Origin of the sequence: Paenibacillus andongensis (assembly GCF_025369935.1) — a bacterium.
GTDB lineage: Bacteria > Bacillota > Bacilli > Paenibacillales > NBRC-103111 > Paenibacillus_E > Paenibacillus_E andongensis.
In genome coordinates this window covers 1,107,003-1,120,641 of sequence record NZ_CP104467.1, presented here as the reverse complement: position 1 = coordinate 1,120,641, position 13,639 = coordinate 1,107,003, and the positions used below count along the sequence as shown (strand labels likewise).

At 43.5% G+C, this 13,639-nt stretch carries 16 protein-coding genes and 1 pseudogene; 4 read left to right on the top strand and 13 right to left on the bottom strand.

The features are described 5' to 3' along the window. Both NYR53_RS05210 and NYR53_RS05205 read right to left on the bottom strand, forming a co-directional pair. Positions 1-1,740: a sensor histidine kinase gene (locus NYR53_RS05210; protein WP_261304212.1), complete on the bottom strand. Its 1,740-nt coding sequence runs from the start codon at positions 1,738-1,740 to the stop codon at positions 1-3. 247 nt (positions 1,741-1,987) lie between these two features. Beyond that, complete coding sequence (locus NYR53_RS05205) at positions 1,988-2,281, bottom strand: hypothetical protein (RefSeq protein ID WP_261304211.1); 294 nt, start codon at positions 2,279-2,281, stop codon at positions 1,988-1,990. A 138-nt stretch (positions 2,282-2,419) separates the two neighbouring features. Here NYR53_RS05205 and NYR53_RS05200 point away from each other — a divergent pair, with 138 nt between their 5' ends. Continuing rightward, the gene (locus NYR53_RS05200) at positions 2,420-2,905 is read left to right on the top strand and encodes a glycoside hydrolase family protein (RefSeq protein WP_261304210.1); all 486 of its coding nucleotides are present in this window, start codon (positions 2,420-2,422) and stop codon (positions 2,903-2,905) included. A 123-nt stretch (positions 2,906-3,028) separates the two neighbouring features. On the opposite strand, the gene NYR53_RS05195 is transcribed toward NYR53_RS05200, so the two are convergent. The 7 genes and pseudogenes from NYR53_RS05195 to NYR53_RS05165 all read right to left on the bottom strand — a co-directional run bounded on the left by NYR53_RS05195 (position 3,029) and on the right by NYR53_RS05165 (position 7,354). Continuing rightward, a complete protein-coding gene (locus NYR53_RS05195; protein ID WP_261304209.1) occupies positions 3,029-3,976 on the bottom strand; it encodes a glycoside hydrolase family 43 protein in 948 nt (315 codons plus the stop codon). 277 nt (positions 3,977-4,253) lie between these two features. After that, a pseudogene (locus NYR53_RS05190) lies at positions 4,254-4,818 on the bottom strand (SF0329 family protein). A 290-nt stretch (positions 4,819-5,108) separates the two neighbouring features. Then, positions 5,109-5,651, bottom strand: coding sequence for an ArsI/CadI family heavy metal resistance metalloenzyme (locus tag NYR53_RS05185; protein WP_261304208.1), 543 nt, complete (start codon positions 5,649-5,651; stop codon positions 5,109-5,111). A 2-nt stretch (positions 5,652-5,653) separates the two neighbouring features. Further along, positions 5,654-6,076 (bottom strand): arsenate reductase (thioredoxin), encoded by a 423-nt coding sequence (gene arsC / locus NYR53_RS05180; protein WP_261304207.1) that lies wholly within the window; start codon positions 6,074-6,076, stop codon positions 5,654-5,656. Between the two features lie 15 nt (positions 6,077-6,091). Next, the gene (locus tag NYR53_RS05175; protein ID WP_261304206.1) at positions 6,092-6,730 is read right to left on the bottom strand and encodes an MIP/aquaporin family protein; all 639 of its coding nucleotides are present in this window, start codon (positions 6,728-6,730) and stop codon (positions 6,092-6,094) included. A 51-nt stretch (positions 6,731-6,781) separates the two neighbouring features. Then, positions 6,782-7,129: an ArsR/SmtB family transcription factor gene (locus tag NYR53_RS05170; RefSeq protein WP_261304205.1), complete on the bottom strand. Its 348-nt coding sequence runs from the start codon at positions 7,127-7,129 to the stop codon at positions 6,782-6,784. Positions 7,130-7,150: 21 nt separating this feature from the next. Further along, entirely contained in the window at positions 7,151-7,354 is a 204-nt protein-coding gene (locus NYR53_RS05165) for a hypothetical protein (RefSeq protein WP_261304204.1), read from the bottom strand. Between the two features lie 115 nt (positions 7,355-7,469). Between NYR53_RS05165 and NYR53_RS05160 the strand changes: the two genes are divergently transcribed. The 3 genes from NYR53_RS05160 (at position 7,470) to NYR53_RS05150 (ending at position 8,698) form a co-directional block, all read left to right on the top strand. Continuing rightward, positions 7,470-7,595 carry a hypothetical protein gene (locus NYR53_RS05160; protein WP_261304203.1) on the top strand — a complete coding sequence of 42 codons (126 nt, stop codon included), beginning with the start codon at positions 7,470-7,472 and terminating at the stop codon, positions 7,593-7,595. 212 nt (positions 7,596-7,807) lie between these two features. Continuing rightward, on the top strand, positions 7,808-8,008 hold the full coding sequence (locus NYR53_RS05155; RefSeq protein ID WP_261304202.1) for a hypothetical protein: 201 nt from the start codon (positions 7,808-7,810) through the stop codon (positions 8,006-8,008). Positions 8,009-8,065: 57 nt separating this feature from the next. Continuing rightward, on the top strand, positions 8,066-8,698 hold the full coding sequence (locus tag NYR53_RS05150; RefSeq protein WP_261304201.1) for a transposase: 633 nt from the start codon (positions 8,066-8,068) through the stop codon (positions 8,696-8,698). A 210-nt stretch (positions 8,699-8,908) separates the two neighbouring features. On the opposite strand, the gene NYR53_RS05145 is transcribed toward NYR53_RS05150, so the two are convergent. From NYR53_RS05145 to NYR53_RS05130, 4 genes are all read right to left on the bottom strand, one after another. Continuing rightward, positions 8,909-9,193, bottom strand: a complete 285-nt coding sequence (locus NYR53_RS05145) for a hypothetical protein (protein ID WP_261304200.1) — start codon at positions 9,191-9,193, stop codon at positions 8,909-8,911. Positions 9,194-9,296: 103 nt separating this feature from the next. Beyond that, entirely contained in the window at positions 9,297-10,235 is a 939-nt protein-coding gene (locus tag NYR53_RS05140) for a glycoside hydrolase family 43 protein (RefSeq protein ID WP_261304199.1), read from the bottom strand. Between the two features lie 25 nt (positions 10,236-10,260). Continuing rightward, complete coding sequence (locus NYR53_RS05135; RefSeq protein ID WP_261304198.1) at positions 10,261-12,627, bottom strand: glycoside hydrolase family 95 protein; 2,367 nt, start codon at positions 12,625-12,627, stop codon at positions 10,261-10,263. Positions 12,628-12,707: 80 nt separating this feature from the next. Further along, the gene (locus NYR53_RS05130; protein WP_261304197.1) at positions 12,708-13,622 is read right to left on the bottom strand and encodes a glycoside hydrolase family protein; all 915 of its coding nucleotides are present in this window, start codon (positions 13,620-13,622) and stop codon (positions 12,708-12,710) included. Between the last annotated feature and the right edge of the window lie 17 nt (positions 13,623-13,639).

The window sequence follows — 13,639 nt, the reverse complement described above, 5'->3', positions numbered from 1 at the left end:
CTATCTTTCCGATTGATATGGAAGCTTGATTTCTATAACAGCGCCGCTAGGGAAACCATTGTAACAGGATATGGCCGCATGCTCTCCATATAACAGTTGCAATCGCTTACGAACATTCCAAATACCAATATGCTCGCCTTGTTCGTCGACCACGCGGTTTCCGGAACCAATCTCAGCTAATACATCCTGTGAAAATCCTTTCCCAGTATCGCGAATGATGATTTCGATATAAGGTTCCAATCCGTTTTCCATCAAATCGATAGCAACCGAAATATGCACGGGTTCCTCCAGCGTAACACTATGCTTGATGGAATTTTCCAAAAAGGTTTGAATCACCAACGGGGGTATCGGAATATTTTCCAAAAAATCGGGTGCATCAATCGTACAAGTTAAGCTATTAGGGAACCTGAGCTCCTGAATCCGGATATAGTTACGGACATGCTGCAATTCTTCCCGCAACGAGACGAACGTCAAATTACTTCGAAACATGAATCTGAAATACTGGACAAGACATAACGTCATTTCCTGAATCAATTCGTAGTTTTTCACTTGAGCCAGATTAAACAGGATGTTCAAAGAATTCATGAAAAAATGCGGGTTAATCTGCAACTGTAGATGCTGAAGCTCCGTTTTGTGCTTGCTAAGCTGTTCTTCGTATACATTGATTTTCAATTCTTCGATTTGCGACATCATTCTGTTAAAGGTTTGGTTGACCAATAGAAACTCATCAGATGCCGGATAAGACTCGATTCGAACGTTCACGTTTCCATCATTGATTCTTCTCATAACTGCAATCATCCGTTTAAGCGGCAGGAGCAGAATGTGGCGGAGAAAAAAAAGACTTATCGGTAAAAGTACAATGGAGGTAAGTGAAATCATCTCTATGACACGCGTCAAACTAGGCAAATTTTGTAAAATTTGTCTGTCCGGAATAACCGCCACCAAGTTAAAGTCGCCTTTTTGCGAGGGCTCCCCGACAATTAGCAAGTTATTCCTGCTTCCTGACATATAAAACTGCTGAAAGTTTTTCGAGAAATCAATGTTTTCATCAGGCAATGGATTGGTGCTGACCATCAACTCCCCTTGATTAGTTACAAAAAGAGCGCTCCCTTCGCTGCCCAAATTAATTAGATTCAATGGGATAAGCAGAGTCTTAGCGTTGACCCATGCCCCGATATACAGATCACCTGATTGAATCACGCGCAGCATATAATAGTCTTGTCCGATTTTCTGAACGAACCAGCCACTGCGACGAATCTCCGCAAGGTTAGGATGTTCGCTCAGCAAACGATGTAAATATTGCTCAACCTGATCCCTCTCCGGAAATGTAACGGATGCTTTGAAAACGTCCAACAAATCCTGTCTTGACTGTGAATACACATAAAAAGCATCGACCGATTTGTAAAGAACTATATCACTTGATAGTTTATCTGAAACGCTATGCTTGGCGAGCTGATATTCGTCCTCTGAATTAGGAGTATTCATGGAACGGACACTATAATCGGAAGTCACCAAGCTGATCAAATTACGATCCGCATCCTGCAGTTGCGTATCGATTTGCCCCTCATACAAAGTTATTAAATTTTTGATCGACAACGCCACCTGATTGTGTACGACATGAATGCTGTAGAAATTATTGTAGATCAGCAGCGTGATGAGAGGAACCGTAACAAATAGCAGCCCGGCCACCAGCTTGAACCGAATGGAATTCCAAGATATACGTGGAAGTCGTAATCCCATCCCATGTATCCCTCCCTTCTGGAAATAAAAGGACCGCCGAGAATCTTCTCTGCAGTCCGACTTCATTCTTTAGTATGCCAACGTAAATCATATAGGATTCTAACCGTCTTCGCTACCGTTTTGACGACATATCGCTATGCATATAACGACTTTAGCCAATCTTTCGCTTCTATTATTAAAACCGCATATCAAAAAAGTATGAGTCCCTTTAATCGGTGTTTCTGCCTAATTCCTTCGATCCATCGCTCTAATTTTTCGAATCCTTCAATTGTATTTGAGAATGTGAGAAGACGATGAGAAAGTACGATGCCGCAAAAATTAGTCGCTTATGCGACATGAGTTTCCTTCGCAATGTCGATACCCACAACAAGATGAGAAGTGGTAATTCGTTTAATACGTTGATTTGTCCGTCTGTTTGTTTGAACTTCATAATAAGAGCACCTCCTTGATGGTATTGGGTTACAACCCCGTCGACAAACCCATCATACCGAGGCGCTCCTTTTTTGCTTGCTTCCATACGACGGTTAAGTATTTCCTCCATACAAGAAATTAAATAGGCGTTCACCCATTAAAGTGCACGCCTATTTAACTTCAAACTTAATTTGTCACTTCAAGACTTTGTTTGTTACTTCAAAACTTATTTTTCAACCAATATAAATTGTTGGGTGACAAATATGTTTTGAAGTACATCTTACAAATTAATAAAACAATAAGTGAATGGCTGCAGGTGGAAGACGGTGAAATGTATGCAATTCGGCTGCAGGAAGACTTGGCAGGTACGGTTGGCGACCCGGTCTTGCTCTTTCGGGCGTCGGAAGCTCCATGGACCACGGGAATTGGAGATTCAGGAGAAAATTATGTAACAGATGGACCATTCTTGCATAGACTTCCGAGCGGCGAATTGCTAATGTTTTGGTCTTCGCATGGCGATCTAGGTTATGCGTTGGGAATTGCACGTTCCCGATCTGGGCAAATCGCTGGTCCTTGGACACATGATCCTCTGCCGTTGTTCACGAAGGATGGTGGACATGGGATGCTCTTTCAGACATTTTCCGGTCAATTCATGCTAACCATCCATGCACCCAACGACGCGCCAAACGAACGTCCCGTGCTGTTTCTAGCAGTGGAGGAAGGCGGCCATCTTACTATTGAGAAGAGGGATTGAGGCATCAATGAAAATAGGGGGTAGCCGTTTACCAAGGCTACCCCCTTGCTATTATAAACTGCACGATTAACGCCGCCATTAGCTAGAGAAGATCCTCGCCGACTTTTCTCGGATAATCAAAGCCTAATATTCAGAAGGCATTTTTTTATAAGATTTCAATCTTTCATATTCGTCCATAGTAATCGTCAGAATGGTACCATGTTTATAGCCATATGGGAACGTAAACGATTTATCCGAACGAAGGAATCTTCCTGTTGACATTTTCTCGGCTATGAATGGAACATACCCTTGTTCTTCCGCAGAACAGCCATAAAAATCGAGGAATAAGCACCATCTGCCATCATCCAATTTCACTGCTGTCGGGGCCTCATATTGTCCGGATTGCAGTGACTCCATGCTATGATCAAATTCTTCAATCTTCTCAAATGGTCCCGTTATATGCTCCGATTCCATAAGAATAATATTGGCCGGATTCCGTTCACTCTTTAAGAATAAATAATATTTCCCCTCCTCCTCATACATCGCTGAATCAATGACCCCACTGTCTTCTTTCCGGTATAAAACTTGAGCTTCTGAAAAATCCACAAAATCTTTGGTTCGGGAATAATAGATCCCCTTTTCTCCGTAGTTATTGCTGCTATGGGATGATGACCAGTGAATGACGTAATCATCATTTTTCTTATCGTGAATAATATCCGGCGCCCATAAACAGCCGAAGTCTTCATTTCCCAGATTGATCATTCTCTGTTCTGACCAATGAATCAAATCGTCAGACTCCCAAAGTACCAGGCACTTGCTTCCGTTTCTAGAGATCTTATCCCACGAATGCTGATACTGATTCAACATACCATAGGATAAACTTAAGTCTGTTGCTAAAATAAAAAATTTGCCTTCTTTGGTTCTAGTAATCGTAAAATCTCTGACGCCCTTATCGCCATAATAACTCCATAAAACAGGGTTTCCGCCGTTTACTTCTTCCCAATGAAATCCATCCCTACTTATTCCGAAGTAAACTTGTTCTCCGTCCGGTGTTCTCTTTTCCTTAAAGTGTACAAATAAATAGGCTTGCATGATATCTTTCCTCCTATCATTTATTTGAAGTTGTAAATATCTTTCGCTTCTTGAATTAATATATACATTATTCGAATCACAAAAGCATTAATTCAATTTCTTCATAATAAAATATTGTTTGTAGGACTGCAAGTAGTAAATCAGAACAAACAAAATGTAATAAGCGTTCACCCAATAAATTGAGTGAACGCCTACTTTACTTCAAAACTTAATTTGTTAATTCAAGACTTTATTTGACACTTAACCTCCCGTTTGGAGGTGAATGAGTTATTTATTTTCATAATGTACTAAGTCGAAGTTCAAAAAAATATTGTACAATTTGGATGCTTTAACTTCATCTTCTCGGTCATGTTTAAAATTCGCTTTTTTCCAACTCGTCTGTCAACCAAAGCTAGAATATTCAATAAGATATCATTGCTCTCTATGCTTTCCTCTATAGAAATGGATAAAAACTTGTTAGCTATAACGATAAAATTTGATTTACTTAATGATGACTGTGCTGACAAAAGCTCCTTTGCATATTCCGATATTTTTCTACTTCTTGCTATTACTTTTAAACGATCCTCCGGAACACTCCCTTTGGTATCTTTTCTAAGCGCTTCGATTTCTTCATTGTTGATAGGAATCTGGATATCTGAATCATTCTTAATTTCCAACTCCGTCTGATACCATCTGATTAAGGTGTCGCTCATATTGAGTACGTTCTTTTTATCTACTGCAATATAACAAAGTCCTGTTTTATCCGGTAAATAGCGGTAGCTGGTTGAAAGGTATTCGACCCTTCCATATAGCGCAGGACTGAGAAAACTCTCCAGATGTTGTTTCAATTTGCTCCAGGCCATTTCATCCTCCTATGTTTTATATTATAAAACACCCACTGAGGCACTCGTTCTATTATCTAATACAATAACCAACATTGTAGCCTTGAGGCTGATACTCTATATTATACGTTCCTTAACCCGTTGTAAAAGTTCCAATGTCGCTTGTCGATGTTTTTGGGGAACAATTAATCCTGAGCCTAATAAGACAGCTTGAGGTTTTTGTACGAAAATGACACCATATACGCGTTTATTTTTATTAAAATACGTCTGCCTAGTTTGCCCAGGCAGACGTATTTGCGTGCAATTTATGTTTAGCAACAAGATCGTGTATCACTACTGTTTTTCTTTAATGAACCTAGTTCAATTGTAGTCGGTCCGGTAACCGGCGTACAGCACTCTTCAGCTGAGGTTGTTTTAACTGGAGCACTATCAACTGGAGCACAGCAAAGTGACATATCACTTGATTCTCCTGCGCTTTCAAATTCCGAGTCCTCTTTCGTATAAAAAATTTCCCATGCATTTCCGTCAGGATCATAAACCCAGACTTTATCTTGAACTGCATAGCAGCAAGTTGTATTCATTTCGTCAATCAAAAGGAGTCCTGACTGGCGGAGCCTCTCTCCTATCGCCAACACTTCTTTGGTGCCATTTACCTGAAATCCCAAATGGTTGAGAACCCCCTTTTTCTCAAATGTGCGTACGTTTAATGAAAAGTGTAACGCTGGGTCTTCAAGCTCGAACTTGGCATAATTGTCTTTGACCTTGGCCGGTGCTGTACCAAAAAAAGCTTGGTAAAAATCAAGGGATTTCTGGAGATTGCTACAGTTTAATGCCACATGCATTCTTTTGACCATTTTTATTCCCCCTCTTTCACAAACCGCTCTATGCGATTTGAAATGGAATCCCGAACTTCACGAAATTTAGCCATTATTTCTAATTCAGTCCCTACTGCTTTTGCAGGATCATCAAATCCCCAATGCCATCGCACTGCTTTATCATTACGTACGACTGGGCAATTATCGTTTGCGTGACCGCAAAGCGTAATGATGTAATCGGCTTCTTGAAGGATTTCAGGGTCGATTACATCTGATGTGTGATCTGTAATATCAACGCCAGCCTCTTTCATCACCTGTACTGCTCGGGGGTTAAGTCCGTGTGCTTCCAATCCAGCACTTTTAACTTCATATTTGTCACTACCCAACGCTTTCAGAAACCCGTCTGCCATTTGGCTTCTGCAGGAGTTTCCTGTACAAAGAAAATACACCAGTTTCTTATCCATTTTCATCTATTCTCCTTATTCATGTAATAGTTTATATGTCAGTGAGGCAGTTATAGCTCCAAGGACAGTTGCCACTAAATACAACCATAAATGTTGCGTTACGCCGGAAATGATAGCCGGTCCCAACGACCGTGCTGGATTCATGGAGGCTCCGCTTATCGGACCTGCAAACATCGCCATGAGTCCAACTGTGCCTCCGATTGCTATACCAGCGAAGCTTTTGATTGCTTTACCGTGTACGGCCGATCCTAAAATCACCATCATAAGGACAAACGTTAAAATAAATTCAAGAACAAACGATTGTCCTTCTGTTGAATACGGGAGTGTGGCACCTAGATTTGCGATATTCCCAAATAACAAATAAAGCGTGTAACTCGCAGCAGTCGCTGCGGCAAACTGTATGACGATATAATATAGGCTATTTCTTGCCGTCATCTCGCCACGCACCATAAAACCGATGGTAACCGCGGGATTAAAATGAGCACCGGATATATGCCCAAACGTATAGATGAGAGCCATGACGACAAGTCCAAAGGTCAAGGCAACCCCGACGTGCGTAATGCTTTTGGTGATGTCGTCAATAACCATTGAGCCTGGGCCAGCAAAGACCAAAAAGTAGGTACCAATAAATTCAGCAAGCAACTTCTTCTTCATGATCACCTCTAAATTAAATCAAATAATTTTGATTTATTGATTAAAAAAAATTTAGCAACAATCTCTGCCATCATTCCGGGCAGGCTTAAAAATGCAGCATAGCTGCTCGGAGAGGATCCGACTAACTTCTGTTTGATTAATCTCGTAGTAGCTCCAGGTGCCGCGTGTTTCTTTCGTGATCATGCCCGCATCCAACAGAATCTTCAAATGATACGAAAGCTTGGACTGGGGCATATCGACGATCTCTGTAAGATCGCATACACAGGTATTCCCACGCTGAGTGAGCTCATACATGATTTGTAATCGCTTTTCATCAGCAAGTGCTTTAAATTTGGATTCATATTCTTTTAAGGATACTTTTGGCTCATTGGCTGGTGTGATTGGTATTTCTTTAATCATTATTTTCACCTTCTTAGGTTGTTAGCAGCAATTGCAGCAAGCTGCTTGAGTTTGAACATGTGCTGGAGTATTAGCTACAGTTTTCAGCTTAGAAATCATGGCTTTGAATATTTGAATCTGATTCCTTTCACTACTGCCCTCTCGCCATGCAATGCCGGCAGCTTTTTCGATTTCTGCTTTGCGTTGAAGCATCTGGCTTTCCATCGAGTATAAGTTAATATTCATTGTAATCCCTCCCGGTTTATAAATCAATTTTTTTTGATTTAATTAACTGCCCTAAATTTACCACTATTAAAACTCGGAGTCAATCATTTAATCAAAAAAATTTGATTAATATGAAATGATCCGCGTATTTGCTGGTCAATTTATAGAGTTTGTTGTTGGTGATATTGGTCCCCCTGTTGGGGGACCAATAAGTTTTGAAGTGCAAAAAGCCAGCAAACACAAGGGTTGCTGGCTTTTCTAATAAAATGTGATTTACAAATTAAGTTTTGAAGTGGTGTTTTCGAGTGAAAAACCTGAATTACAAATAAGTTTTGAAGTACTATTTACAATTTTTTTCTTAATTACTACATTTAAGATTACTTCATTAACCAATTATCCTGACTCTTCAATCATTCGGCTAAAACGTACTCTTGGGCGATGAATTTGGTCGTAATATAAGCTGTCAAAAAAAGTGTGCTGGAGTATCCCTTATTCTATTCCATTTGGCATAAACCTGAAAACAAAGGTGAGGGCCTTACGAAGTTGGATCTCGCCAAACAAATGCTCTTGATGCTGCGTGAATCCGTGGAATGTCGCTTATGGGTAGCTATGGATCGTTGGTATTTGTGTAAGGAGTTTTTCGTATTCCTGGGTCGAATCAGTTTGATTGGGTGACGAAAGCAAAGCGTAATACGGCTTTATTCCGTAAAGACGAGTCAAAAAACTTCAGGTATGGCATCCATCGCGATTCCAGATATTTATATGAAGCAGCCGTATACCATAACGAACGCCAAAGGAAAACAAGTCAATAAACAAAAATATGTTCAGATAGCGGCTGTTATGGCTACGCATTTAAAGGAAGACGAAACTTCAAAAATTGAATTGAACGAAGATGATGAAACCCCTGCCACTTACAAAGGGGCTTACTTGCTCATTAGCAACCGATACGATGCACCGAAGGAAGCGTTGCAGACTTATGTAAAACGCTGGCGCATTGAAGTTTTTTTTCGTACAGCCAAGCAAGAATTGTCTTTTGAAAAATGCCACTCGGAATCCGAAGCGCATCACCACGCCCATTTTGAACTACTATTTACAGCAGAGACTTTACTAGCTGTTGCTTTATTTGAAATGAACAAAGAAAAAACGAGTGATGGTAAAGGCTGCACCCACGGCGAAATGGTCTGCGGCCTCTCCCATACTCGTTGCCAAACCTGCACAAGAAACCACAAATGTCAAGAGCGAATCCACATTGATTTTGACGTAGAAGTGAAGCGGTTTGCAAGACTTATTCGATTATTTTGGCCACCGCATTATTTAATGCTTCTTCGGAAGAGGGAGGGGAAGTTATTTTTTCGCATTCTTTAAAATTTGCCTATTTATTATAAGATTAATGGTGAAAAAGGCAGAAAGGATGGTGGATTGTGACTGCTTCAGCTTCCATGGGATACACCCGTATCCTTCGGTATAATTCGTTGCTCCCTCTTAAGAATGAAAGCATTCCCCACCACCGATTCATGCAAAGACATATCATTACGCTTCTTTTTTAACGAACACAGGTGCATCTGAAAGTCATTCTCAATACAAATTACTGCGATTGTCAACAAATATAGACTTGTTGGCTTTACTTAAATTAGTGTTTGTGCCCAACACTTTAGCGAATACTTCCTGAGCTCTTCTTATGGTATAATCCGGATGCTCTGCGATCACCATTTGCAATTCGATAACAAAATCTTGATCCAGGTTAAACCTTCTAGTCTCTTGTCCAATATATTGCTCCAATTGTGCTATGATCGTTATCTCGCCATAAATGATGCATCGATTGTTATGATCAATCATGATTGCCAAAGATATATCCATCATTCGACGCAATCTCCTTTTTGCCTTTACCCAATCTGTTGTAGACTACGCCCTTATCAATTTTGGAATCCAAGAAGCGCCATTTCGCCTCAACTCGCGTTACGCTTCAACCTCTGCCGTATTTGGCATGCAGCCTCTCGTATTCGGATCGGGTAACCGGCATTACGGATCCATGCCGAGGCTTAGTAGGCAACGAGAATTCCGCAGGCATCGTCCATACGCCCGAATCCAAATCCTTCGTCTCCAGCGGCATATAACCTCTTAAACCATACTCGTCAATAAATAAGTACCATTTGTCTTCCACATTAGATTTAAACACTATAGGGCCCTCGCCGCGCTCCATCATTTCCTGCCCGATTTTCTCGCGGATCAAGGTAAAGCTCGCATCAAAGGACGAATCTCCCGACTCCTGGAACACTTGCGAGATATTCTCCCTCTTTGAAAAGCGGTATATCTTCCCACTTTCCCTGATCATCGTTGTATCAATGACGGAAAGCCCGTAGTCGATATAAACCTCAGGCTCCGAAAAATTCACGAAGTCCTTGGTTCTGGCCGCCAACATGCGGTGATACCGGCCTTCGCCGCCTTCCGATTCCTTATCTCCAAGCATGGAGGCCCAATATACCAAATATTGCTCCGAATCGGCGTCATATATCGCTTCCGGCGCCCAAGCACAGCCGGCATCCGGAGGCGCAACTTCTACCATCCTCTGCTCGGACCAATGAATCAGATCATTCGATTCCCATATCAGGATGGAGCGGCTCCCTTCGGTTACCGCACGCTGCCAATTTCTGTCTTCGTGCGCCTTGAGATCCGTCCCCAGCAAGAAGAACTTATCCCCTTGAGGCGAACGGATGATGTACGGATCGCGTACTCCTTTTTCCCCTAATCGGGAAGTAAGAACGGGCTTGCCGCCATTCAGCTCCCGCCAATGCAGCGGTTCGTTCCCCTTGCTTAAAGCGAAGTAGATTTCCTCCCCGCCGCCTTTACCATCATCGGTAAAATAAACGAACAGGTAACCGGCATATTGTTCGTGATCGAACATTTTCCGCTTCAACCTCTCATTTCTTTCAGACGGTCGATACGACGTAACGCTTTCCGCATTCAACATGGAACCCGATACAACCGTTCCCTATCTGAGAATAAGTAATTTCTTTGCCATCTTGCGTAATCTTAACCTTCATATTGGCGAGCACTTTGCAAGTCTGCGTTTTTGAAACTGTGATTTCTGCCTTTGATAAGGCTCTATTCCCCCACTCCAAATCGACTTCATAGCCTCCTCGGCCCCGCAGTCCTTTGACATACCCGTCTTTCCAGGCAACGGGCAACGCTGGTAGAAATTCCAAATAATCTTGATGCGATTGCAGCAGCATCTCTGCGATCCCCGCTGTGGCTGCAAAGTTTCCATCAATTTGGAATGGCGGATGCGCGTCAAACAGATTGGCATATACACCGCCTCCGTGATTCATCGGCGCGTCACCCTTTACTAGCGTTAACAAATTTGAGATTAACCGCTCTGCGCGATTGCCGTCTTTGAATCTTGCCCATAAGCCGATTTTCCAGCCAAGGCTCCATCCCGTCCCTCCGTCTCCTCTGATTTCAAGTGATGTTCTCGCAGCATGAAAGAGATCGGGAGCAGACTGCTCCGTAATCAGCCGGCCCGGATAAATCCCCACAAGATGAGAAACATGACGATGATGGACATCTTCCTCCTCGAAATCTTGGGACCATTCCTGCAATCGACCGTGCTTGCCGATTTGAAGCGGCAGCAGCCTTTGCTTCGCCTTTGCCAGTGTCATCACAAAATCTTCATCCATCAGCTGTTCCGCTGCCTGGATACAGTTGTCAAATAATTCACTTATCAAAGATAAATCCATGGTCGACGCAGCGCTTACGGCATGGCGCTTATCGCCAACCCGGAATTTCAGCTCGGGAGAGGTGGAAGGCGATGTAATCAAATAGCCGTCTTGATCTTCCATGAGCCAATCCAGACAGAATAACGCCGCTTCCTTCATAATGGGGTATGCTGTATCTCGTAAAAATACGTCATTCCCACTGAAGGCATAATGCTCCCATAAATGCTGCGTTAACCAGACACCGCCCATCGGCCAGTACGCCCAAACTGGGTCTCCATGGCCATAATCGCCAACCGGTGCCGTCTGGGCCCAAAGGTCGGAATTATGGTGTGCCACCCACCCTCTAGCGCCATAATTTGTTTCAGCCGTCTTCTTGCCGTTCAGTGCCAATCTGCCGATAAAATCAAGGAGTGGTTCATGCAATTCCGCCATATTGCAAGGCTCTGCAGGCCAGTAGTTCATCTCTGCATTAATATTGAGCGTATAGTTGCTGCTCCATGGCGCTCTCATTTCCTCATTCCAGATGCCTTGAAGATTGGCAGGTTGAGTTCCCTGGCGTGAGCTTGCAATCATCAGGTACCGTCCATAATGGAACAAAAGTTCAACCAGCCCCGGATCGCTGCTGCCAAATTCAGCAATCCGCCGATCGGTCGGCATATCTGAGGGTGCTTTGCTTTCTCCTAGAGACAAGGCAACTCTGCCAAATAGCTTGCTATGATCGTCAAGATGATGCTGAAGAATATCTTGATATCGTTTTCCGCGAACGGCATCGATCGCTTCAGCGGTTCTTTGCTTCGGATCACTTTCGTTGCAGCTCGCGCCAATGTTCGGATCAAAGCTTGTCGCCGCATTGAAATATAAGGTCGCGCTGGTCGCTCCAATAATATGCAAACCGTCCGAATCGGCCTTCATCGCCCCGCCTTCATGCACCACGGCCAATCGGCCATGGAACTTCAATGCTTGTGAAGTCTCTGGGTCGCCGTAAATAATGGGATTTTCCGTGTAGTAATAGTTGGGCCATACTTGCTCAGGCGCTGTACCGGATATCATACATTGATCGGCATCAAAGGACGATTCATAACGAATGGGACTGTCCAGCCAAGCACGAAAATTGAGCAAACTTTCCTTGCTCGACGTTAACCGTACAACAATGGCTTGATCAGGGTAAGATGCAAATATTTCTCTGGTGTACTGAACGCCGCCAACGGTATAAGTGACAGTCACGATGCCGGTAGACAGATCAAGCTTCCGGCTATACTGGTATTTAACATCGCCATGTGCCATCCTTACATGCAAATCGCCGAAAGGCAAATAGGATTGCGTGTAGGGACCCATCATTTCCTTGCAGAGCCGATCCGCCTCCTCGTATCTTTCTTCTGCGATCAACTCCCGCACCTTAGGTAAAACTTCTTTCGCTCCCGGATTATTCCAATCCTTAGGGTAGCCTGACCAAAACGTATCTTCATTTAAAGCGATGCGCTCATTCTCGACACCGCCGAAAACCATCGCGCCCAGTCGGCCATTCCCAACAGGAAGTGCTTCTGTCCAATAAACGGCGGGTGAATGAAATTGGATATTCATGTTGATCGTATGTCCTCCTCATTCATTAATTAGATATACAGATGGTTGATTTATCTCGCTTTACTATGAAAGTAACCCTATCAATCTTCCGCTCTAAGATTCAACTCAACCACCTTGTCGCGGTCACAGATCAGCACACCGTCCACAACTTCCAGCTTGGCAACCTGAATGGACGAGCGGCGCACTTCATAACCCGAATCTTCATTATGCCCATGAACACGACCAGGATGAGTGAAATAAAAGATATATCCCTCTTCTCCTTGTACGACCACATCTGCGTGAAGGCCGATCGTTCCGTCATCCTCACGCTTGCCAGGTTGGTCAAGAATGAGGCCGATTCGTTCCCACGCTTCAAGATCATTCGAGCGGTACACACCCTGCCCGCGCCATTCGTCTACGATCATCCAATAATAGCCGCCCAAGTGAAACACATTCGGTCCTTCGTGGCCCCTTTCCGTTATCACCGGACCAATCGGCTGCCAATCATACAGATCCTTGCTGTCCGCAGCGTAGGTATGATTGCACTGCTTAAACCACATTCGAAACGTGCCGTTCGGCAGACGGTACACACAGGCATCGATCACGTTCTCCTCACTAATTCCAAGCGTGGACTGGAACTCCCAACGAATAAGATTGGGGCTTGCATAATGCCTGATACGAGCCTTGCCCGTCCAATCCTCCGGTACGCCGTGGACATAAGTAACATACATGTGATACAGCCCATCATGCCAAATGATTTCAGGCGCCCAGAACGTATTTCTGCCCCATTCTGTTTCGAGACCTTCCAGGGTTCCCCGGTATAACCAGGTTGATCCGCCATCCGATGAAGAAGCAACACCCAGATCGGTGCCATGCACCCATCCGTATTTCGGACCTTCCTGCGTTGCCCGGCGGTTCGTATAAATCATCCACCATTCCTTGGCCTGTCGATTCCAGATCACTACAGGATCTGCCGCTCCGTCATAGATTGGGTCCCTAAACAAAGGCGATTTCATTTCTTCTCCACTCCCAC